Here is a 21,215-nt window from a genome sequence, read left to right as displayed (position 1 = left end):
CGTCAGCTCCACTGGAGATTAGCTCCGGCGGCCTGACCTGATCGGTGGGGCCGCCGGAGTTTTTGTCGCGGCATTAAGTGTGCGCGCGTGGCTGTGGCACGTCGCTGTGCTCGGCGCCCGCCGGCGTAATTGGCTTCGCCGGCCGATTTCACGCCGATACTCGTCGACCTCTTAACATTGCTTCTGGTCGGGCTGGACCTTTTCTGAAATCTGCGACTGCGGCATCGATTATTTTTGCTAGCTTTGCGAATGTGATTAGATCGTCCCATCGGTTCGTCAGGTACGCGATCGAGTTTGTGGCCGGGAAAGTGGCAAGTTCGAGCATGCGTAGCGTGACGTGCGCGACGTCTTGCACTGTCTTTGGCTCATATTCCGGCGTCGTCGGGTTCGGGAACGTTCTCTGAAAATCTGATCGTGAGATCGTATTATGGGCACCTGAGTGCACGGCGTTGTTGAACCGGAGGTACCAGGGTCTGAGTTCATCACTTTCTACGACTTTCTCCAGATGTCCGAAGGTGATCTTGTCGACGTTGGGGAACAGCGGCCGAGCCCAGCCGTATGGCGTAAAGAAACGATTACCCCATTTTCGCCTTGCTGCAGCCGCTATGCGCCGATCCTCGCGGTCGTAGCCGGCTCTTCGCCGCTCGAGGAGCGACGAGACGTAGTATCGCTCGCAAAATTCGAAATTGTCTCCACCGTCTCGGCCGGCGGATGCCAGTACCCAGATTGTGACGGTGGTTTCGTAGAGCGTCCGGGCACGTGCTTCCGCAGCTTCGCAGAAGCCGTGCTGCAGAAGGTGGAGAATTTCGTCAGCCAGCACGACCGTGCGGGCGTGCAGGCTCGTCAGCAGTAGACACTTGAGCGGCAGCCCGCCGAATAAGCTTCGGATTCCCAGTGAGCTTGGTGCGGTCCGCTGAAGGTCATCTAGGATGGTTACGCATGAATCCATTTGCTCCCGGTTGATGATTTCGGCCGCCGCGATTGCTTGCTCGGCTTTCACGAAAGCGTGCCAATAGGCTCGTAAGGAGCGCTTTCTTGCATGGGCACTCACATCGCTTCGGCGTTTGACGTGCTTATGTACAAGCCGTTCGAATCTGGAGCCGATTGCGGTTGGGGCGGTTCGGATGCGGCCTAGCACCTGATGTTGTGCGGTGACGACCGCCGTCTCCTTGTCGTCTGCGCCAGCCTTGATAAGTTCGTTGGCAACTTCGACCACGGACGCCAAGAAATCGGGCTCGTCGTATCGCACTTATTCTCCCACGAAGGCGGTTAAAAGAACTCTACAGAATGCCGCATCGGCGGACTCCGCGCAAGTTGTTCATCCGTGTGAGGTGCTACCGTTGCTGTCCTTACCGGAGTTCAGGCTGTGATTCTCGTGGCGGCCACTGCGCTGTCGGACGGCAGAGTCGGCTGCGTTGAGCGAGTTCGAGACGTGCCTGGGATGGCGGTTTGTTGGTCGGCGGGTCCTAGGTCTACGTCTGCGGGTTCAAGTAGGCCACCGTCAGCTCCACTGGAGATCAACTTCGGCATCGGGTAGGCCGCCCAAGCCGTGCGAGGGCGGTTGCTCGGTCCGTTGACGGATGTCACGGTGCTCGCGTCGTGGCCGGAGCCCGTCAGGCTTGCGCCCACGTCTACCGGTCGGGGCTAGATCATCGCATTCGCGCAGTCGAGCTGGGAGCAAGCGGGCTGCCGCGCTGACGGGTGCTCGTGATAGCACTTAAACATGGCAGAGACGGGAGTGCGGATTGTACGCATCTGGTTACTGATTGCATTGCGGGAATTGGGAGACGCTGCGCCCCGGCAGGCCGTTCATCAAGCGGTGGAGACTCTTTTCGGAGATCAGTTCACGGCCGACGATCTGGCGCCACGTCGAGGGCGTCCGGGCGCCGAGCCGGCTTGGCGAAACAACCTCGACTCTTTGTACGATCGGCTGAAGAAGGAGGGAATCTGCCTCCCTTCAACACGTGCTCAGCCGTGGAGGCTCTCGCCAGCGGGGTCGATGGAAGCGTCTGCTCTCCCAAACTTGGGCGCGGAAACACTCAAGCAAGACGGCCGGTTCAGTCCAAAAAGCTCTAGCCCCTACACGGCGAACATTGCCGCCGCGGTGCAGGTTAAGTTACGTGAACACGAGGCGCTTCTCGCCGATTACGGTCGCGCAGCGGCGTCCATTGGCTGGCTGCCGGTTACTACCGTCCACCCACGAGACCTGGAATTGTCGCGAGCCGGGGACCGGTGGTTGGCTGAAGTCAAGATGATCTACGGGACTCGCGTCACGTCGGCGGTTCGCGAGGCGTTGGCTCAGCTGCTCGCCTACCGGTACTTCTTCTACAAGGGCGTACCCGACCCGGGCTTGCTGGCGATCTTCTCGGAGGATCCCGGCGGCGACAATGTGGGCCTCCTTCAGTCGGTCGGCATCGCGTCTGTATGGCGTAGGGGATCAGGTTGGAACGGTTGTTCAGCAGCAACTGCTGCAGGGCTGGCTCCGCCGGCCACCCCATAAGGAACTATGTTGCCGGGTTCAAGTAGGCAAGTGTCAGGTCCACTGGAGATCGACTTCGGCGGCCGTTCCCGATGGGCCGGCCGCCGAAGTTGTTTTCCGCGGACTTCGCACGCTGAGCGCGTCGGGCCACGTATCCCGGGCGCTACGCTCTGCGGTGGCTTGGAAGTGCGCGATCGTCAAGTCCGCCTCGCTCGCCCACGCCCGTTGCGTCGCGTCAGGTGCACACGCCGCTCGGCTGCACGGCGGGAGTGAATGGGCCGGTGGCTGCCGCACCCCCTGCGCTGTGACGCGGATCCTGCGCTAAAGCGGGAGGATGCTGACGTCGTACTTCTGGATTTCGGGATCGCGGGTGGCCAGTGTCAGGCCCTCGACCTGGGCCTGGGCGATGAGCATCCGGTCAAAGGGATCTCGGTGCAGGAGGGGCAGACGGCCGGCGACGATGGCGTGTTCGGCGGTGATCGGCAAAGGGCGAAAACCGGCGTCGCGGACGCGCTCAGGTAGGTCGGCTGGCTGGAGCTTGCCGAGGGCTTGTTTGATTGTCACTTCCCAGACGGTTGCCGAGCTCAGGTAGACGTCCGGCTCGTGATCGAGTTGGTCCTTGATGTCGTCGGGCAGGGTCGGATCGTTGGCGAGCCACCATAGGACGACGTGCGTATCGAGGAGAAGGCTCACGACGTCAGGCCGAAGTCACGGGCAATCGCGTCGTTGACGTCGGATGAGTCCCAGTCTTCGGCCATGGCCAGGCGGCCGGCGAGCGAGCCCCGGCCGGCGCGGTTGACTCGCCGGTTCAAGGGGATGACCTTGGCCACCGGCGTGCCGGCCCGGCTGATGACGATCTCCTCGCCGTGCTCAACGCGGTCGATGATCCGCGAGAGGTTGGTCTTGGCGTCGTGGATGTTGAATGCGGCTGCTTCGGACACTGCGACCTCCTTAGCTAACAGTCTAGCTAAGAGGCGCGCCGCTCGTCCGTCCGAACCTTGAGGACGGCGAGACGGTGATCTGGATCTTGAGGACGGTCGGGCCTTCGTCAGCGTGCAACCGGGGGCGTGAGCGGGACGGAATCATGCTGTCGTCGCCACGGGATTGCCTGCAGCGCCTCGCTGCGGCCGGTTCAAGTAAGCCATCGTCAGCTCCACCATGGAGGGCGTAATCGAGCCCGCGCCGGCAAGAGCGGCGCGGCGGAGATCGCCATCAGAGGCGGGGTCACCGACATCGGTGGCCCCGCCTCTTGCTATCTCGGCCAACGGCCTGGCCTGCCCCGGGAGGCCGTCGGCCGCGACCACCGGCCCTTGGTTGCCGGCGTCGATGCGGACGCCCTTCGGAGGAGGGCAGGATGCCTGTGGCGGAGGTCCATGCCGCCTTGAGGTCGACGCCCCAGCGGGCGACGTCGGGCAGGACGCGAGGTTGCCGAGGATGACGCATGGGGTGGCTCCCGCGTGCGGATCGGCCGCGAGCACCGGCATCACGGCGCCGGCTGGCGCGCCCGGCTCTGCCTTGCCAAACGGCCAGAGCGTTGCCGGCGTGGGCCGGGTGCCGGGGCGGGATTCGATGGCGGGAACGTGGGCGATGACGTCCATGCGTCGACCACCGCGGACATGACCCGTGAGCCGGCCAGCCCGAGGTTCTCGGCGATATCGGCCCATGCCTGGATGTCGCGGTCGACCCGGACACGGGCGCGCCGCCGCCGGGTGCGCACACCACGGCACGGCGAATATCACCGTGCCCGCGAACAGTGGAGGAGCAGAGGATCCCGGCTCGGGCCGAGCAGCTTCGGCAGGTCAAGGACCAGACGCTCGCGGCGCCTGCCGTGAAGGAGACGCGTTCCGAGCCTTCATCACGACTCTTTCTTTGCTGGCCCATCGAGGTTGCCGACGAAAGGTCGGACGGTCGGGCCTGCCGGAGGGTTCACTCCTCCGATCATGTTGGCATGTGAGACAACATAGGGGCGGGCGAGGGCGTTCGGGCTGAATTCGGCTGCTTCCTGCGGTTTTGGTGTCAGTATGCCCAAGTCTTCAACTATGTAAGCTATTTCGCCAATCAACCTGGCATGAGCAGACGTTTGGTCGAGCCTGTGCTTCGGAAGCGTTCCTGTCTCGTATAGGGCTTCGCGAAGGATTGCGAAGATCAGTAATGCCGTGGTGATCGCAATAATTGACACCGGGAAAGCCAATTCCCACGAGGAGTAGCCAATGGCACTGCCGTGGGCGCGAACACAAACTGCTGCAAGCCACGCTAATCCGACGACCAGGGTGACAAAGGCTGTGGCGATCACCGTCCGCCACCCGTCGTCGTAATGCGACACTTTCTGGCGGCCGATAAATAATTGTCGACGTCTGTTGGCTCGTATTTCGCCCAGGGTGTTCCATGATTTTTGATTGACGGCGCCCCTCAACGGCATAAGGGCGCTCGGGAGCTTGAAGAGCTTTCCTGGGCTAGCCACTCTTCGGTGTGCACGGACGGAGGATATCACGTGTCATTGAATGAATTTGCCCTCGTTCGCCGTCAGCGGGCCCGGGGCGACCGATCGACTGGCCTTTCGCACCCAATGCAGCGGGCGCAGCCCGGAATGGTCGGCAATGATGGGGCTCATGCTCTTAGGGGTTCAAGTAAGCCATGGCTGCCTCCATCACTGGCGGCCCCTGTTTCGCCTCTGGGGCCGCTTGCCGTTCAAGCCGTCGTCACCTGCTCCTCAGAGCCTGTCAACGCGACGAACGGAGAACGCCATGAAAGAAGGCTGGACCCTCTCTGACGTGTGGATTCTGCGGTCGATCGGCGGGGCGGGCCGGGCTCGTGGGTCGTCGTTGCGTCAGGTGATCGCTGCGGCGGACTACCTGAACCACGCGATTCCGCGGGAGGACGAGTTCGTCACGGCGGTCAGCCGGCTGGCCGCGGCCGGCCTGATCGAGTTCGACGTCGCAGCCGACCGTTACTGGCGTACCGCGGCGGGCGAGTCGTCGGCGGCGCACCGTGGGACGTTTGCGGCCGGGCTCGCCGCATTGCCCGAGCTGCCATCGGTGGGCCCGCCGCAGGCACTGCCCGCCGGGGTGTTCGCGTCGGCAGTGGCCGGCTACCTGCAGACATGAAGAACGCGAACCTTCCCGCTCCAATGAGCGTTGGAGGATGTCGAGTTTTGTGGAATCGGCGTTGATATTTATCCACGCGGATATTTCTGGGTGTAACTCTTCCGTTGCCAGCGTTGCCGGTCGACTGTCACGCCACGTGAGAGAGCGCTCTCACACAGCGCCGCCCAACACCGCCGCATTTCGATGCTTGGAGGCGTTCATCCCATGAAATGGAGCCGTCGAGAACCCGCTCAACAGCAACCGCGCCGGCGTGCCGGTCTGGCCAGGATGGCCCTCGCCGCGGCCGCCGTCGCCGCGGTGGTCGTTGCCGGCGGCAGTGGCCCGGCTGCTGCCGCGTCCGGGGACTACACCCAGAGTGTCACGCAGCTGAACGCGACACAGGCCCAGATCTCGTTCACGCCGACGACCGCCGCGCGTTATGTCGACGTCCACTACCTTTCCCCCAACGCTGGTCAGCAGAACTTCCGCATGACCAACAACGCCGGGACCTGGCAGCGGACCGTCAGCTCGCTGACCAGTGGCTTCGTGCTGGAGTACTGGTTCACGTACGAGAAGAACGGCCCGCAGTTCGATACGCCGCACTTCTTCTACACCCAGGGTGGCGCCAGCACCGTCGCCACGCCGACGTTCAGCCCGCCGGGCGGGACGTACTCGAGCGCGCAGTCGGTGACGATCGCGACGGCGACGGCCGGGGCGAGTATCCGGTACACGCTGGACGGCTCGACGCCGACGGCCGCTTCGCCGCTGTACACCGGGCCGCTCACGATCTCCGCGACGACCACGGTCCGCGCGATCGGCGTGCTGGCCGGTCAGGCGAACTCCGCGGTTGCCAGTGCGACCTACGCGATCGGCACCGCGACCTCGTGCACGACCCAGCCTGACATCCCGAACTTCGGTCCGAACGTGCGCATCTTCGACCCGAGTATGTCCACCGCGACCGTCCAGGCACAGCTCGATGCCGACTTCAACGCGCAGAAGGACACCCAGACCGCCCAGATGGCCGGCCGGCGGGTGGCGCACCTGTTCAAGCCGGGCACGTACAACGTGCATGATGACGTCGGCTTCTACACCTCGGTCGCCGGCCTCGGTCAGAACCCGGGTGACGTGACGATCAACGGCGACGTGACCGTCGACGCCTTCAACGCCTCCGACGCCGGCAACGCGACGCAGAACTTCTGGCGCTCGGCGGAGAACCTGGCCATCGTCCCGAGCAGCGGCTCCGACCGGTGGGCGGTGTCGCAGGCCGCTCCCTTCCGCCGGATCGACGTCCGCGGCAACCTGTGGCTGTACCCGGCGAGCTTCGGCTTCGCCAGCGGCGGCTACATCTCCGACACGCGAGTTTCGGGGCAGGTCTCGTCGGCCTCGCAGCAGCAGTGGTACACCAAGGACAGCAACCTCGGCAGCTGGAACGGCAGCGTGTGGAACATGGTGTTCTCCGGCACCACGGGTGCCCCGGCGAACTCCTTCCCGACGCCGCCGATGACCACGCTGGGCACCACTCCGGTCTCCCGCGACGTGCCGTACCTGTACATCGACGGCACCGGCAAGTACCGGGTGTTCCTGCCCTCGCTGCGCACCAACGCCTCCGGCGCGAGCTGGGCCGGTGGCAGTACACCCGGCTCGTCGCTGCCGATGAGCCAGTTCTATGTCGTGAAGGCGGCCGACACCGCCTCGACGATCAACGCCGCGCTGGCGTCGGGCTGCAACCTGTTCTTCACGCCCGGCGTGTACCACCTCAACCAGACCCTGAACGTGACACGAGCCAACACCGTGGTGCTCGGCATCGGGTACCCGACGCTCATCCCGGACAACGGGGTCAACGCGATGCAGGTCGCCGACGTCGACGGCGTTCGGATCAAGGGTCTGCTGTTCGATGCGGGTACGACCAACTCGGCGGCCCTGTTGACCGTCGGCCCGTCCGGCTCGGCCGCCGATCACGCGGCCAATCCGACGACGCTGCAGGACGTCTTCTTCCGCATCGGGGGCGCGGCCGTGGGTAAGGCGACGAACAGCCTCGTCGTCAACAGCAACAATGTGATCGTCGACCACACCTGGGCCTGGCGGGCCGACCACGGCAACGCGGGTACCGTCGGCTGGACGATCAACACGGCGGACACCGGCGTCCTGGTGAACGGCAACAACGTCCTGGCGACCGGCCTGTTCGTCGAGCACTACCAGAAGTACGAGGTCGTCTGGAACGGCCAGAACGGCAAGACGATCTTCTTCCAGAACGAGAAGCCGTACGACGTGCCGAACCAGGCATCCTGGATCGGCCCGAACGGGCTCAACGGGTACGCCGCGTACAAGGTGGGGCCCAACGTCACCACGCACGAGGCATGGGGATCGGGCAGCTACTGCTTCTTCAACGCCAACCCCGCGGTGAACCTCTACCGCTCGTTCGAGGTGCCGAACACCGCCGGCGTGCGGTTCCACAGCGTGCTGACCGTATCGCTCAACTTCAACGGCACCATCACCCACGTCATCAACGACACGGGTGCGGTCACGCCATCGGGCACCACACCGGTCAAGGTGACGAGCTACCCGTAGGCCCCGGGGCCGACCGGCGCCGGGTCAGAAACGGCGGGCGGGGCTGTTCGCCGGGATCTCGTCCAGCTCGAGATCCCGGTGACCCTCGTCGATCATGCTCATGATGGTCAGGGCGATCGCCCGCACGCCGAACGCCACGGCGGTGAAGACGGCCAGCTGGATGGGGTTGATGCCGGCGTCGCTGTCCACCGTGATCCTCGGGTCGGTGGTCACGTCATGGGCGATCATGTATTGGGCCACCGTCAGGCAGACTGCCAGCAGCGTGACGGCCGTGGCCACCGCCGACCGGGTCGTGGCGCCGGTCCCCAGCCAGACCGCGGTCGCGGTCACCGCGGCCAGGCCGCCCGCGACCACCGCCGTGCCGGCGACGTCGATCGTCATGGCCGAGCCGGTGCGGCCGGAGAACGCGGCCTGGACGCTCATTGCGGCCAGCAGCAGCCCGACCGCGGTGCCGCCGCCGATCGTCCACACGGGGCGCGGGCGCCTCGCGGCCAGCCAGAAGACGCAGGACGTGAGGAGTACCGCGAACACCGTCAGGCCCATGCTCGGGGCCAGGAAGAAGTGGACCTCGTAGTCGCTCATGTGGATGGCGGTGGCGGCCACGAAGAGCATGTCGTCGCGGGCGGTCTCCACCAGGGCCCATGCCGCGACCACCACCAGGAACAGGCGGTTGCGCGGCGACCGGCGCGGGTCGGTCATGCGGGACAGGCAGAACACGGCCAGCAGGCAGCCGATGCCGTTGCCGAGGAGTACGCCGAGGGCGAACCAGACTTGGTGGTCCACGGTGTGGTCGGCCTCCTCGTGAAATACGGTGCGCACACCGTACACCGCTGTCGATGACCGCCGAGGGGTCGGCAACGCGAACGGATCGGCCCAGGTGGGAGACCTGATGGCGGGCGATGCGCCGCCCGGTCGTGACGAAAACAACAAAGCATTGACGTTTGTGAAAGAAATTCAAAATATTCACTCGATGAGAGCATCGACGCAGGTCCATTGGCATCGATAGGATCGTCGGCGGTCGACACATCCGCCACACGGGAGGCGTGCCTCGATGCAGACCGCTATCGCGCTCAGGGAACTGTTCTCGGCCGAAGGGCGGCGGGATCCCTATCCGTTCTATGCGGGGCTGCATCGGCTGGGGCAGGCGGCGCCGCTCGACCCGGCCGTTGACCGGTACTCCGTCGTCGTGCACGGCTACGAGGCGATCGAGAAGCTCACCCGCGACCCCGTGTTCCGCATGCTCGACGCGGCCTACCTCGACCGGCTCGACGGGCGCGACATGCCGCTCTGGCGCCGGCGGCGCTCGCTGCAGGTGCTGCAGCAGACCGTGTTCTTCCTGAACCCGCCGGACCACACGCGGCTGCGACGGCCGCTGGCGCAGGCGTTCACGGCGCGGCGCATGGCGGCGCTCGAGCCGGCCATTGTGCGGCTCATCGACCGGCGGCTCGACCAGGTCGAGGAGGCCGGCGCCGGCGGGCGGACCGTCGACTTCATGAAGCTCTTCGCGTATCCGGTGCCCAGCGACGTCATCGGAGAGCTGGTCGGGGTGCCCGAGGAGGACCGGGCGTGGTTCCCGCCGCGGTCGGAGCCGTTCTCGCTGGTGCTCGAGCCGGGGCCGCAGAACTGGCGGTACCTGCAGGCCGGAGACGCGGCGGCGGTCGAGCTGACCGGGTACTTCGAGAAGCTCGTCGCGGCCCGCACGGCCGAGCCGCGCGACGACCTGACCAGCTCGCTGCTCGGGTCGCGGGCCTCCGGCGCGGCCGAGTTCAGCGATGAGGAGCTCGTGGCCAATCTCATCGGGGTGTACAACGCGGGCTTCCTCACCAGCGTCCACTCGATCGGCAACGGGCTCATCCTGCTCATGGACCGGCCGTCGCACCGCGCCGAGCTGCGGGACCGGCCCGAGGTGGCGGCGGCGTACGTGGAGGAGATCCTGCGGTACAAGACGCCGGTGCAGTTCGGGGTGCGCTATGCCGCCGAGGACACCGAGGTCATGGGGGTCCCGGTGCCGGCCGGCGGCGAGGCGCTCGTGCTGCTCGGGGCGGCCAACCGCGACCCGCGCCGGTTCCCGGACCCCGACGTGTTCGACCCGCACCGGCCCGACAACCACACCATGTCCTTCTCGGTCGGGCCGCACTACTGCCTCGGCGCGGCGCTGAGCAAGCTGGAGATCCAGCTCGCCCTGCCGATGCTGCTGCGCCGGTTCCCGAAGCTGGCGCTGGCCGGTCCGCCGCGCACGCTCGACCTGATGACCTTCCACGGCTACCAGGAGATTCCCATCACCATTGCCTGAATGCGCTAGGGTGCCCGGGTCCGTGCGATGACGCGACGGGAGGGGACCCCAGTTGGACGGCCCACGGGTTTCGGTGACCGGATCGGGATCCGTTGGAATTGACGGCAATAACTACGGCATCGCTTCCACAACGACGATCTTCGGGGCCGGGTTCGAGCCGGTCGACGGCGCCCGGATCAATCCCGCGACGGTGTACCAGGCGGTCGATCTCACCCGGTTCGCCGGCCGGGAATGGCTGACCGAGCGGTTCGACCGGTTCCGGGCGCGGCACCGCAGCGGCTTCTTCCTGGTCGAGTCCGCGGCCGGCCTGGGCAAGACGACGTTCGCCGCCTGGATCAGCCGCGAGCGCGGTTACGTCAGCCACCTCAGCGAGCCGAGCGGTCCCAACACCGCCGCCGTTGTACGCCGGGATCTCGCCGCCCAGCTGATCCCGCGCTGGCACCTTGAGGGGTGGGCGCCGGAGGGGATGCTGCCGCCCGCCTCCGCGCGGCCCGACTGGTTCGCCGAGATTCTCACGGCCGCCGCGCGCAGCCGCGACGAGCTTGAGCCGGGCACCCCCATCGTGCTGGTCATCGACGGGGTCGACGCGGTGCGCAACCTCGACCCGGAGGCCGGCGTCGGGCTGCCCCGCACGCTGCCCGAGGGCGTCTACGTGCTGGCGACGGCGCGGGTCGGCAGCCGGCTGTACGAGCACTGGTCGCCCTTCGGGTTCGCCGTCATCCACGCCGACGACGAGGCGAACCTGCGCGACATGGAGATCTACCTGCGGCGGGTGGCCGACGAGCGCGAGATGCGCGACCGGCTGGCCGCCGCCGGCATGCTGAGCACCGAGCTGGTCGGCACGCTGAAGTCCCGCTGCGCCGGCGTGTGGATCTACCTGCACTTCGTGCTGGACGAGATCCGCAGCGGGCGGCGCCGGGTCGACGACCTCGGCTCCCTGCCCGAGGACCTGTGGTCGTACTACGCCCAGAGCCTCGAGCGTCTGCGCCGCGACGAGCCGAGCTGGGACCTGTGCTACCTGCCCGTCCTGGCGGTGCTGGCCGTGGCGCGGGAGCCGGTGCCGCTGGACCTGGTCGTGGAGCTGTGCCCGACCGCGCGCCGATCGCCGATCCGGCGGTTCCTCGGCGAGACGTTCCAGCCCTTCTGCCACATCACCCCGGCCGATCCGCGCACGCGCGAGCCCGACCGGTTCCAGCTGTACCACGCCAGCCTTCGCGATTTTCTCCTCGGCGAACGGCCGGAGCATCCGCGGCCGGGCAACGACGCGTTCTGCGGCGAGCTGCGGGACGCGGCGCAGCGTGCGCACGAGCTGATCATCGATCGGTACCTGTCGGCGTGGGGCGGCCTGCGCCGGGGCCTGCCGGAGCTCGCCGCCCGCCCCGCCCCCGGGCTCATCGACCGCGGCTACGGGCTGCGGCACATCGTCGAGCACCTGCGCCTCGCCGGGTGGCACCGGGAGATCCACCGGCTGCTGGGCTGCGTGCGGGTCGGCGAGGACCCCGACGGCCGGCCGGTGCGCCAGCAGTTGTGGTTCGCGATCCGCGACCACGCCGACGACCACGACGGGTACCTCAACGACGTGGAACTGGCCCGCGGCCTCGCCCTGCACACCGTCGGGCGAAAGGGCGACGACCGGGCGGACCTGGTCGGGCTGTCGGTGCAGTACAGCCTCATCCTGGCCGGCTTCAACTCGCTCGCCGAGTCGGTCTCGGCGCGGTTCGCCACGGTCCTGGTCAACGCCGGGATCTGGAGCACGAGTCAGGCGCTGTCGCACGCCCGCCGGCTGCCGAAGGCCGTCGACCGCGCCCGGGCGTACCTCTTCCTCCTGCCGCAGCTCGACGCGGCCCAGCGCACGGCCGCCCGCCGGGCGGCGCTCGCGGCGGCCGCGATGATCCGCGACGACCTGCAGCAGGCCGAGCTGTTCATCGCGCTGGCGCCGCACCTCGACGCCGCCGTCATCGAGCGGGACGCGATCCCCTTCGTCTGCCGGCACAGCCGCTCCGGCTGCCGCGTCGTCACCCTCGACGCGCTGCTGGCCGCGCTGCCGCCCGAGCGGCGGCCCGTCGTCGCCGGCGACCTGCTGGAGCACGCCAACCAGACGAGCGACGCGGACGCGCGCCGGGACCTGCTGATCGGCATCGCGCCGCACCTGCCGGTCGCGAAGGCGCTGTCCGCCGGCGACCTGGCCTGGGGGATGGGCGACTCGCTGTCGCGCGCGGTGATGGCGGTCGCGCTGAGCGCCCACCTGCCGGACGAGCGCGAGCGCGCCGAGATCGCCGTCGCGGCGATCACCGCGGCCCGCACCCTGCGCGACCCGGCGAAGGCCACCAACACCCTGCTACAGCTGGCGCCGCGCACCACCGAGGACACCCTGCCAGCGCTGGCCGACGGTGCCTTCCGGCTCTCCGACGAGCCGGGCTGGTCGCTCGTGGCGCAGCGCAGCGGGCAGCAGCTCGGCGCGCGCGGCGTCGAGCAGCTCATGGCGACGATGTTCCCGGTGGCGGGCAGCCCCGAGTGGGTCGCGGCGCTGGAGAACCTCGCGCCCCGGCTCGAGCCGGAGTCGCTGCACCGGCTCGTCGGCGACGCCGCCGGGCTGCCGCCGGTGGCCCGGGCGCGCATGATGGAGAGCCTCGCGCCGGTGCTGCCCGAGTCGCTGTACGGCCTGGCCGTCGAGGCCGCCCGCGGCGTGGCCGATCCGCAGATCCGCATGGTGCTGGAGCACGGCGGTTCACGGCCGCCGGACGACGAGGCGCTGCGCGCGATCCGCGCTGCGTTCGCGGCGACCCGGACCCTCAACGACGACGCTGCGCGTAGCCAGTGCGCGGCCGCGCTGTGGGAGGTCTCCGGCCGGATCGGGCCGCGGGGCCTGAGCCTCTTCGACGACGTCGCCGGGTGGCTGCCGGACGCCAGCGACGAGATGGCGCTCGGCACCCGCACCGAGGCGCTGCGCCGTCTCCAGGCCGAGGCGCGCAACATCGGGCTGCTCGGCCCGGCCGCGGTGCGGGCCGCGATCGCGGCCGTCGAGCAGGTCGCCGAGTGGTTCCCGTAGGCCGCGCCGGTCACGGGGCGTTGAGGTAGGCCCGCACCGCCGCGCGTACCTCCCGCGCACGGAGCGCGTCCGCCTGGCGCTCCTGCTCGCGGCCGGCGCGATGTTCCTTCCCGCGGCCGCGCGCTGGGGCCTGCCGGCTGCTTAGAGACACTTCCATCCGTCGATGGGTGGCGGTAGGTTTCGGCGGTATGAGGCTTCGCCGGGCTGCGGCCGTCATCGCGCTGGGTGCCGTCGTCGTCGGGACCGCGGGTGGGTTCGGCCGGCCGGGCCCGTCCTGGCGGGTCCTCGACTCCGGGTCGACGGCGCGGCTGCGCGGGCTCTCGGCCGTCGATGAGCGCGTCGCCTGGGCCTCGGGCACAGGGGGCACCGTGCTGCGCACCGTCGACGGCGGCCGGACCTGGCGCTCCGTCGGGCCGCCGGACGCCGCCGACCTGCAGCTGCGCGACATCGAGGCGTTCGACGCCCGGCGCGCGGTGGCGCTGTCCATCGGGGAGGGGGAGCAGTCGCGGCTGTACCTCACCGACGACGGCGGCGCGACCTGGACGGAGACGTTCCGCAACCCGGACCCGGCCGCGTTCTACGACTGCGTCGCGTTCTTCGACCGGTGGCACGGCATCGCGCTGTCCGACCCCGTCGACGGGCGCTTCCGCATCCTCGCCACCCAGGACGGCGGCCGGCACTGGAGCGTCCAGCCGGGCGACGGGATGCCGGCCGCGCTGGACGGCGAGTTCGCGTTCGCGGCCAGCGGGACGTGCCTCGTGACCGCGCGGTCGGGCGGCCCCGACGCGTGGTTCGCCACCGGGGGCGGCGCGGCCGCGCGGGTGTTCCACTCCGGCGACTACGGGCGGCACTGGAGCGCCGCCGCCACGCCGGTGCCGAGCGGGGCGTCGGCCGGCATCTACTCCCTGGCGTTCCGCGACCGCCGGACCGGCATCGCCGTCGGCGGCGACTTCGCGGCCCCGGCCGCCGCGCCCGACGGGGCGGCGACCACCCGCGACGGCGGGCGGAGCTGGGCGGTCGCGCGGACGGTGCCGGGGGAGTACCGCTCGGGCGCGGCCTGGCGCTCCGAGCGCGGCGACGTCGCGTACGCGGTCGGCCCCACCGGCAGCGACGTGAGCTACGACGGCGGCCGCACGTGGACCCGCTTCGACACCGGCAGCTTCGACGCGGTGGCCTGCGCCGGCGGCGCCTGCTGGGCATCGGGCGAGTCCGGCCGCCTCGCGCGCCTGCGCTGACTCCGCTTCGCGCGCCTGCGCTGACCCGCTTCGCGCGCCTGCGCTGACCCGCTTCGCGCGCCTGCGCTGACCCGCTTCGCGCGCCTGCGCATGGGCGCCGGTGGCCCTGCCGGGCGGCGCGGTTACCTGCGCACCTACGCACCACGATCGGGACTGCCCTGGGCCGGCGCCCTCGCTCTCGCCTGCCCGCCTCCGCGGGTAAATGCGCCAGCGGCCCCGAGGCGGTCGCGGCGCTGGGCGCGCTGCCTACGGAAGCCGGGGTGGTAGACCGAAGCGGGCGAACACCGCGGGGTCGATGAACGAGACGATCTCCGCGATCCGGCCGTCCTCGCGCAGCGTGAACACGTTGAGCGACCACGCCTCGTGCGGGCCCTCGGCGCCGGCGCGGCGGTAGCAGGCGATCGCGGGCTGCGCGTTGGCCGCCGAGCCGAGGTGCCGCCAGCTCCCGCACGCGGTCAGCGGCAGCTTGAGGGCGAAGTCGGTGACGGCCGGCAGCCCGCTGTACCAGTGCGGCAGTGGCGGCATCGACCAGGTGACGTCCTCGGTCAGCAGCGCCACGAGCGCGGCCGCGTCGCCGTGCTCCAGGGCGGTGGCGTAGGAGGCGACGATCTGGCGGATGCGGTCGTCGCCGATGCGGCGCAGGGTCGGCTGCTGCGGGATCGGCGGCACCTTGTCGGCGAGCGTGCGGCGGGCGCGGGCGATCGCCGAGTTCACCGAGCCGACCGAGGTGTCCATCATCGCGGCGATCTCGGCGGCGGCGAAGCCGAGCACCTCGAACAGCAGCAGCGCCGCGCGCTGGTTGCCGGGCAGGTGCTGCAGCGCGGCGATGAACGCGAGCTCGACGCTCTCGCGCCGCTCGGCGACCACGTCCGGGTAGGGCTCGAGCCAGGCGACGTCGTCGCGGGGCCGGTCGTCGACCTGGGCCCGCTCGCTGGCCGGGCCGAGGTCGATCGGCAGCGCCCGGCGGCCGCGCGCCGCCACGAGGTCGAGGCAGGTGCGCGTCGCGACGGTGAAGAGCCAGGCGCGCAGGGAGCCGCGGCCCTGGTACCCCGACAGACCCAGCCACGCCCGCACCAGCGCGTCCTGCAGCGCGTCGTCGGCGTCGTGGACCGAGCCGAGCATCCGGTAGCAGTGCGCGTGCAGCGGCCCGCGCAGCGGCGCGACCAGCCGGGCGAACGCGTCGTCGTCGCCCCGGCGCGCCCGAGCGAGGTCGTCGGCGAAATCGGGCTCGAGAAGGCGACGAGTCTGGGGCATCTGGCCGGTCTCCCTTCTTGAGAGAAGGAGGTCATCCCTTGAAGAACGACACGCTGCGCGTCCCGGACGCCACGCTCTACTACGAACTGCGGGGCAGCGGGCCGCTCCTGGCGCTGATCGGCTCGCCGATGGGCACCCGCTTCCTGGCGCCGCTCGCCGACCTGCTCGCCGCCGACCATACCGTGCTCACCACGGATCCGCGGGGTATCGGCGCGAGCGTCCTCGATGACCCGGAGTCGGACTCCAGCGCCGAGCAGCGCGCCGACGACCTGGCCCGGCTGCTCGAGCACGTCGATGCCGGCCCGGCCGCGGTGTTCGGCACCAGCGGGGGCGCCGTCAACGCGCTCGCCCTGGTCCAGCGGCACCCGGGGCTGGTGCACACGGTGGTCGCGCACGAGCCGCCGATCAGCGAGGTGCTCGAGGACCGCGAGGAGCGCCGCGCCGCCATCGAGGACATCATCGCCACCTACGAGGCCGGCGACGTGCCCGGCGCCTGGAAGAAGTTCCTGGTCAACGCGGGCTCGCCGCCGCCCCCGCCGGGACAGGGCGAGGGCGCGCCGCCGCCGGACCCGCAGCAGGTCGCCGACGAGCGGTACTGGTTCCGCCACGAGATGCGCGGCACCACGCGCTACCGCCCGGACGTCGACGCGCTGCGGGCCTCGGGCGCCCGGATCGTCATCGGGCTCGGCGAGGACTCGGCCGGCCAGCTGCTGGACCGCACCTCGCACGCGGTCGCCGCGCTGCTCGGCGGCAAGCCCGTGCCGTTCCCGGGCGGGCACATCGCGTTTGTCGTCGATCCGGCGGGATTCGCACCCCGGCTCCGCGAGGTTCTGCGCGACGCGTGACATAGGTCACGTCATCGGGGGTGTGCGTGAATGTGCTGGTGACCCGTTCGTCAGCACATTCACGCACGGCGCGCCATGTCCGTAGAAATCGGGCTCCGGACCGATTCGCGGTTCAGCAATTCTTCAACTTCCGCTGGAATGCTCGCGGGCATGATCCGGAGGTGGCGGAAATTCATTTTGATCGCCGTGTCGATCGCGATCATCGGGTTTCTTGGATTGACCGCTCGGTACTTCGTATGGCCGAGCCTGCCCGCCGTACCGCCGCATATCGACGCCATCGTCGAGCTGGCCGGCCCGGGCGACGGCGACCGTGACCGGCTCGCCGTACAGCTGGCCCAGCAGCGGCGGGCCGACTATCTCGTGCAGTCCACGCTGCAGTCCGACGCCGAATCGGGCCGGTGCCTGCCGCCCCAGGCCGGCGTCGTCGTGCTGTGTTTTCACCCCGACCCGGAAACCACGAAAGGCGAGGCGGAATCAATAGGCCGAATGGCCAGGCAGTACGGCTGGCATTCCATCGTTATCGTGACCACCGCCGACCATGCATGGCGCGCCCGGCTGCGCGTAACCCGTTGTTTTCCCGGCCCCGTGTACGTCGCGACCTCACATCTGCCGCCGCTGTACTGGTTCCGGCAGATTCCGTATCAATGGGCGGCCTCGGCGAAGGCCGTATTCGTGCAGAAGTACTGCTGAGGCTTGACCTGGAGCGCGCTCCAGGTGGCAGCGTCATGGCCCATGAAGACGCGATTCCTGGGACGCAGTGGCATCGAGGTCAGCGCGCTGGGCATGGGCTGCTGGGCGATCGGCGGCCCCTTCTGGGCCGGCGAGCAGCCGCTCGGCTGGGGCGAGGTGGACGACGACGAGTCGATCCGCGCCGTGCGCCGCGCGCTCGACCTCGGCGTCACGTTCTTCGACACCGCCAACGTCTACGGCGCCGGGCACAGCGAGGAGGTCCTCGCCCGCGCGCTGGCCGGCCGCCGGGACGAGGCGGTCATCGCCACGAAGTTCGGCGGCACGTTCGACGAGACCACCCGCCAGGTCGGCCCGGACGACGGCTCGCCCGCCGCCGTCGACCGCGCCGTGCGCGAGTCCCTGCGCCGCCTGCGCACCGACCACATCGACCTCTACCAGCTGCACATCAACGCCCTGCCGATCCCGCAGGCGCTTGACCTCGTGCCGGTGCTGGAGGACCTGGTCGCGCAGGGGCTCATCCGGGCGTACGGCTGGAGCACCGACTTCCCCGAGCGCGCGGACGCGTTCGCCTCGGCCGGCGAGCACTGCGCCACGATCCAGGCCGACCTCTCGGTGCTGCGCGGCTCGTACGCCGTGCTGCCCGTCGCCGAGCGCCACGACCTCGGCGTGATCGTGCGCGGACCGCTCGCCATGGGCCTGCTGGGCGGCCGGTACACCGCGACGTCCGCGCTGCCGCGCGACGACGTGCGCGGCCTCAGCCCGGACTGGATGACGTACTTCACCGACGGCCGCCCGACGCCCGAGTTCCTGTCCCGCATCGAGGCCATCCGCGAGATCCTGGCCTCGGACGGCCGCACGCTCGCGCAGGGCGCGCTGGCCTGGCTGTGGGCGTACGATGCCCGGACGGTGCCGATCCCCGGCTGCCGCACGGTCGCGCAGGTCGAGGAGAACGCCGGCGCGCTGACGCACGGCCCGCTGACGCCGGAGCAGCTGGCCGAGGTCGAAAGGTTGATGGGCCGAGCATGATGCCCGCCGAGCTGCCCGCGGGCGCGCTGCTGCGCCCGATCGAGCTCACCGATGCCCCGTCGCTGCGTGAGACAAGCCTGCGCAACCTCGACCGGTTCCGCCGGTCGAGCCCGCGGCAGCCGGATTCCTTCTGGACGCCTGAGGGCCAGCGCGAGCGCGTGGAGAAGGCGGTGGCCCGCAACGAGTCCGGCGAGGCGTACTGCTGCGTGATCGCCCGCGACGACGCGGTCCTGGGCCTGGTCACCCTGTCGACGATCGTCCGCGGCCCGTTCTGCAGCACGAGCATCGGCTACTGGATCGACCACCTCGAGGAGGGCCGCGGCATCGTGACGGCCGCGGTCGGCGCGGCGTGCGCGACCGCCGCCGACGACCTGGGCCTGCACCGTGTCGAGGCGAGCACGCTGCCGGACAACGTGGCGTCGCAGCGGGTGCTGACGAAGAACGGCTTCGAGCAGTTCGGCCGCGCGCGTGACTACCTGTTCCTGGACGGCGCCTGGCAGGAGTCGGTCCCGTTCCAGCGCATCCTGCACGACCGCCCGCCATCGGCCGGTTCGGCCTAGGTCCGGCGCCCGGCGTCGCCGGGTCTTCACCGACCCTGCAGGGCACCCGTTCTGTCTGTGCCCACCGCCGCCGCGGGAGCCGACGGCGCAGTAGCGCGGCGGGCGCGGAAGGCGAGCACCAGCAGTACCGCACCCAGGAAGGCCACGACCGCCGCGGACGCCGCGGTTACGTGCATGGCCGCGATGAACGCGCGGTTGGCCGCGTCCGCCAGGTCCGGGCGGTGCAGCGCGTCCGCGACCGCGCGGGTGTGCTCGGCCGACGGCGCGGCCGCGTCGCGGGCGGCGGCCGGAAGGCCGGCCAGCGACGGCTCGATCCGGTCCCGGTAGGTGGTGGTCAGGACCGTCCCGAGCAGCGCGATGCCGAGCACGCTGCCGACCTGCCGCACGGTGTTGTTGACCGCCGAGCCCGCACCCATGCGGTCCAGCGGCAGCACGGCGATGACCGCGGCGACGGTCGGCGCGATCGTCAGGCCCATCGCCGTACCGCTGACGAAGCCCACCGTGCAGAACCACACCAGCGGCGTGTCGAGGTCGAACGCCAGGTTGGTCAGGAACGCGGCCGCGACGACGAGCAGGCCCACGCCGCTGACGGCGCCGACGCCGAATCGCCGGGCCAGGCGGGCGCCGAGCGGCGAGCCGACCGCGACGCCGAGCGCGCCGGGCAGGAACGCCAGGCCGGTGTCGAGCGCGCCCATGCCGCGGGCGCCCTGCAGGTAGAAGTTGCCGTAGAACATCTGGCCGGTGATGCCGAAGAACAGCGCGGCCAGGGCGAGGTTGCCGGCGCTGAACCGGCCGTTGCGGAACAGTCTCGGGTCGAACGACGGCTCGGGCGCGCGCCACTCGAAGGCGGTGAAGGCCGCGAGCAGCGCGAGGCCGGCGAGCACGGGCGCCCACACCCGCCACCGCGTCCAGTCCGTGTCCTGGCCGGCCTCGATCAGGCCATAGGCCAGAAGAGCCAGGCCCGCCGTGGACAGCACGAGACCGACCGGATCGGGCCGCCGCCGCTGCGCCAGTTTCGGATTCGGTACCACCACGACGACGCCGATCAGCGCCAGCGCCGCGACCGGGAGGTTCACCAGGAAGACCGACCCCCACCAGAAGTGGTCCACGAGCACGCCCCCGAGCAGCGGGCCGAGCGCCACGCCGACGCCGCTGGAGGCCGACCAGGCGGCGATGGCCCCGGCCCGCCGCTCGGGCGGGAACGTCGCGCCGATGATGGCCATCGAGGTCGGCATCATCATCGCGCCGCCCAGGCCCATCAGGCCGCGGGCCAGGATCAGGCCGGTGGCGTCGCCGGCCCAGGCGGCCCATACCGAGGCCGCGCCGAAGCAGAGCAGGCCGAGCACCAGGATCGTGCGATGGCCGTAGCGGTCGCCGAGCGCGCCGGCGGCGAAGAGCGCGGTGGCGAAGAGCAGCGCGTACGAGCCGACGGCCCACTGCAGCTCGCCGGGCGTCGCGCCCAGGCCGGTGCGCGGGTCGGCGATGCGCTCCAAGGCGATGCCCAGGATGGTGGTGTCGATCCAGATCAGTACCGCGGCGAACACGAGGACCGACAGCACGCGTCGCTGCCGGGGTACGCTGATTGACAGGTCCCTGACGGTCATGGTCGCCACAATGGCAAGAACGTCAGGTTCCTGTCAACAGGGTAACGCTGCACAATGGTCGGGTGAGTTCCCCCGAGGCCTGCTCGACCTTTCTCGTCCGTCACGCCTGGCTCGCCCTGCGCGGCGTGGTCGCCGAGGCGCTGGTCCAGCACGAGCTCTCCGTGGCGCAGTTCGCGTCGCTGATGATGCTCGACGAGAGCCCCGGGCTGTCCGTGGCCGACGTGGCCCGCAAGGTCTCCACCGCCCGGCAGTCGGCCAACGAGATGCTCGGCGGGCTGGAGCGGGCCGGCCTGGTGGAGCGCCGTCCGCACCCCACCGACCGGCGCTCGCAGCAGATCTATCTGACCGACGCCGGGCGGGTGCGCCTGGGCGAGGCGATGCCGACCGTGCAGGCCGTCGAGGCGCGCCTCGCGGCGGGCTTCAGCCCGCAGGAGCTGGCCGTGGTGAACGCGTGGCTGGTGCGCATGACCGAGGCGACCACCTCGGCGGGTGAGGAGATACCCACGCTCTGAGCTGGACAGGAGTGTGT

Annotated in this window: 19 protein-coding genes; 11 read left to right on the top strand and 8 right to left on the bottom strand. The window is 69.8% G+C overall.

What is annotated here, in order from left to right; genetic code table 11:
* Positions 1-148: 148 nt before the first annotated feature.
* A complete protein-coding gene (locus tag ACQEVU_RS45460) occupies positions 149-1,249 on the bottom strand; it encodes a DUF5677 domain-containing protein (RefSeq protein ID WP_433335761.1) in 1,101 nt (366 codons plus the stop codon).
* Positions 1,250-1,723: 474 nt separating this feature from the next.
* Here ACQEVU_RS45460 and ACQEVU_RS45455 point away from each other — a divergent pair, with 474 nt between their 5' ends.
* Positions 1,724-2,500: a hypothetical protein gene (locus ACQEVU_RS45455; protein ID WP_433335759.1), complete on the top strand. Its 777-nt coding sequence runs from the start codon at positions 1,724-1,726 to the stop codon at positions 2,498-2,500.
* A 300-nt stretch (positions 2,501-2,800) separates the two neighbouring features.
* On the opposite strand, the gene ACQEVU_RS45450 is transcribed toward ACQEVU_RS45455, so the two are convergent.
* From ACQEVU_RS45450 to ACQEVU_RS45440, 3 genes are all read right to left on the bottom strand, one after another.
* The gene (locus ACQEVU_RS45450) at positions 2,801-3,172 is read right to left on the bottom strand and encodes a type II toxin-antitoxin system VapC family toxin (protein ID WP_433335757.1); all 372 of its coding nucleotides are present in this window, start codon (positions 3,170-3,172) and stop codon (positions 2,801-2,803) included.
* Positions 3,169-3,420 carry a type II toxin-antitoxin system Phd/YefM family antitoxin gene (locus ACQEVU_RS45445; RefSeq protein ID WP_433335755.1) on the bottom strand — a complete coding sequence of 84 codons (252 nt, stop codon included), beginning with the start codon at positions 3,418-3,420 and terminating at the stop codon, positions 3,169-3,171. The genes ACQEVU_RS45450 and ACQEVU_RS45445 overlap by 4 nt, the downstream gene beginning before the upstream one ends.
* Before the next feature lie 914 nt (positions 3,421-4,334).
* Positions 4,335-4,892: a hypothetical protein gene (locus ACQEVU_RS45440; RefSeq protein ID WP_433335753.1), complete on the bottom strand. Its 558-nt coding sequence runs from the start codon at positions 4,890-4,892 to the stop codon at positions 4,335-4,337.
* 331 nt (positions 4,893-5,223) lie between these two features.
* On the opposite strand from ACQEVU_RS45440, the gene ACQEVU_RS45435 reads away from it, so the two are divergent.
* Together ACQEVU_RS45435 and ACQEVU_RS45430 are read left to right on the top strand one after the other, a co-directional pair.
* Positions 5,224-5,583, top strand: coding sequence for a hypothetical protein (locus ACQEVU_RS45435; RefSeq protein WP_433335751.1), 360 nt, complete (start codon positions 5,224-5,226; stop codon positions 5,581-5,583).
* Positions 5,584-5,850: 267 nt separating this feature from the next.
* Complete coding sequence (locus ACQEVU_RS45430; protein ID WP_433335749.1) at positions 5,851-8,130, top strand: chitobiase/beta-hexosaminidase C-terminal domain-containing protein; 2,280 nt, start codon at positions 5,851-5,853, stop codon at positions 8,128-8,130.
* A gap of 24 nt (positions 8,131-8,154) precedes the next feature.
* On the opposite strand, the gene ACQEVU_RS45425 is transcribed toward ACQEVU_RS45430, so the two are convergent.
* Complete coding sequence (locus ACQEVU_RS45425; protein WP_433335747.1) at positions 8,155-8,949, bottom strand: hypothetical protein; 795 nt, start codon at positions 8,947-8,949, stop codon at positions 8,155-8,157.
* A gap of 232 nt (positions 8,950-9,181) precedes the next feature.
* On the opposite strand from ACQEVU_RS45425, the gene ACQEVU_RS45420 reads away from it, so the two are divergent.
* The 3 genes from ACQEVU_RS45420 (at position 9,182) to ACQEVU_RS45410 (ending at position 14,707) form a co-directional block, all read left to right on the top strand.
* Positions 9,182-10,423, top strand: coding sequence for a cytochrome P450 (locus ACQEVU_RS45420; RefSeq protein ID WP_433335745.1), 1,242 nt, complete (start codon positions 9,182-9,184; stop codon positions 10,421-10,423).
* A 73-nt stretch (positions 10,424-10,496) separates the two neighbouring features.
* The gene (locus ACQEVU_RS45415) at positions 10,497-13,472 is read left to right on the top strand and encodes a hypothetical protein (RefSeq protein WP_433335743.1); all 2,976 of its coding nucleotides are present in this window, start codon (positions 10,497-10,499) and stop codon (positions 13,470-13,472) included.
* A 188-nt stretch (positions 13,473-13,660) separates the two neighbouring features.
* A complete protein-coding gene (locus ACQEVU_RS45410) occupies positions 13,661-14,707 on the top strand; it encodes a WD40/YVTN/BNR-like repeat-containing protein (RefSeq protein WP_433335741.1) in 1,047 nt (348 codons plus the stop codon).
* A gap of 246 nt (positions 14,708-14,953) precedes the next feature.
* Here ACQEVU_RS45410 and ACQEVU_RS45405 read toward each other — a convergent pair whose 3' ends face one another.
* Complete coding sequence (locus tag ACQEVU_RS45405; protein WP_433335739.1) at positions 14,954-15,961, bottom strand: sigma-70 family RNA polymerase sigma factor; 1,008 nt, start codon at positions 15,959-15,961, stop codon at positions 14,954-14,956.
* Between the two features lie 38 nt (positions 15,962-15,999).
* On the opposite strand from ACQEVU_RS45405, the gene ACQEVU_RS45400 reads away from it, so the two are divergent.
* Positions 16,000-16,806, top strand: coding sequence for an alpha/beta fold hydrolase (locus ACQEVU_RS45400; protein ID WP_433335737.1), 807 nt, complete (start codon positions 16,000-16,002; stop codon positions 16,804-16,806).
* 59 nt (positions 16,807-16,865) lie between these two features.
* On the opposite strand, the gene ACQEVU_RS45395 is transcribed toward ACQEVU_RS45400, so the two are convergent.
* Positions 16,866-17,009, bottom strand: coding sequence for a hypothetical protein (locus ACQEVU_RS45395; protein WP_433335735.1), 144 nt, complete (start codon positions 17,007-17,009; stop codon positions 16,866-16,868).
* Between ACQEVU_RS45395 and ACQEVU_RS45390 the strand changes: the two genes are divergently transcribed.
* Genes ACQEVU_RS45390 through ACQEVU_RS45380 form a run of 3 tightly spaced genes read left to right on the top strand, consistent with a single transcriptional unit; the run spans position 16,993 to position 19,082 of the window.
* Positions 16,993-17,496, top strand: a complete 504-nt coding sequence (locus ACQEVU_RS45390; RefSeq protein WP_433335733.1) for a YdcF family protein — start codon at positions 16,993-16,995, stop codon at positions 17,494-17,496. The genes ACQEVU_RS45395 and ACQEVU_RS45390 overlap by 17 nt on opposite strands.
* A gap of 42 nt (positions 17,497-17,538) precedes the next feature.
* Positions 17,539-18,522 (top strand): aldo/keto reductase, encoded by a 984-nt coding sequence (locus ACQEVU_RS45385; protein WP_433335731.1) that lies wholly within the window; start codon positions 17,539-17,541, stop codon positions 18,520-18,522.
* Positions 18,519-19,082, top strand: a complete 564-nt coding sequence (locus ACQEVU_RS45380; protein ID WP_433335729.1) for a GNAT family N-acetyltransferase — start codon at positions 18,519-18,521, stop codon at positions 19,080-19,082. Before ACQEVU_RS45385 ends, ACQEVU_RS45380 begins: the two co-directional genes overlap by 4 nt.
* Before the next feature lie 26 nt (positions 19,083-19,108).
* Here ACQEVU_RS45380 and ACQEVU_RS45375 read toward each other — a convergent pair whose 3' ends face one another.
* The gene (locus ACQEVU_RS45375; RefSeq protein WP_433335727.1) at positions 19,109-20,686 is read right to left on the bottom strand and encodes an MFS transporter; all 1,578 of its coding nucleotides are present in this window, start codon (positions 20,684-20,686) and stop codon (positions 19,109-19,111) included.
* A gap of 62 nt (positions 20,687-20,748) precedes the next feature.
* On the opposite strand from ACQEVU_RS45375, the gene ACQEVU_RS45370 reads away from it, so the two are divergent.
* Entirely contained in the window at positions 20,749-21,198 is a 450-nt protein-coding gene (locus ACQEVU_RS45370; RefSeq protein ID WP_433335725.1) for a MarR family winged helix-turn-helix transcriptional regulator, read from the top strand.
* The last annotated feature ends 17 nt before the right edge of the window (positions 21,199-21,215 follow it).

The sequence above is a fragment of the Dactylosporangium sp. CA-139066 genome, from assembly GCF_050936175.1.
Lineage (GTDB): Bacteria > Actinomycetota > Actinomycetes > Mycobacteriales > Micromonosporaceae > Dactylosporangium.
Note: the sequence above shows the minus strand (reverse complement) of the source record. Positions and strands in the feature narration are given on the sequence as shown.

Coding starts and splice junctions, on each gene's coding strand:
- ACQEVU_RS45385 (WP_433335731.1), top strand. CDS start 17,539: ATGAAGACGCGATTCCTGGGACGCAGTGGCATCGAGGTCAGCGCGCTG.
- ACQEVU_RS45410 (WP_433335741.1), top strand. CDS start 13,661: ATGAGGCTTCGCCGGGCTGCGGCCGTCATCGCGCTGGGTGCCGTCGTC.
- ACQEVU_RS45395 (WP_433335735.1), bottom strand. CDS start 17,009: ATGATCGCGATCGACACGGCGATCAAAATGAATTTCCGCCACCTCCGG.
- ACQEVU_RS45420 (WP_433335745.1), top strand. CDS start 9,182: ATGCAGACCGCTATCGCGCTCAGGGAACTGTTCTCGGCCGAAGGGCGG.
- ACQEVU_RS45430 (WP_433335749.1), top strand. CDS start 5,851: ATGGCCCTCGCCGCGGCCGCCGTCGCCGCGGTGGTCGTTGCCGGCGGC.
- ACQEVU_RS45435 (WP_433335751.1), top strand. CDS start 5,224: ATGAAAGAAGGCTGGACCCTCTCTGACGTGTGGATTCTGCGGTCGATC.
- ACQEVU_RS45455 (WP_433335759.1), top strand. CDS start 1,724: ATGGCAGAGACGGGAGTGCGGATTGTACGCATCTGGTTACTGATTGCA.
- ACQEVU_RS45380 (WP_433335729.1), top strand. CDS start 18,519: ATGATGCCCGCCGAGCTGCCCGCGGGCGCGCTGCTGCGCCCGATCGAG.
- ACQEVU_RS45405 (WP_433335739.1), bottom strand. CDS start 15,961: ATGCCCCAGACTCGTCGCCTTCTCGAGCCCGATTTCGCCGACGACCTC.
- ACQEVU_RS45375 (WP_433335727.1), bottom strand. CDS start 20,686: ATGACCGTCAGGGACCTGTCAATCAGCGTACCCCGGCAGCGACGCGTG.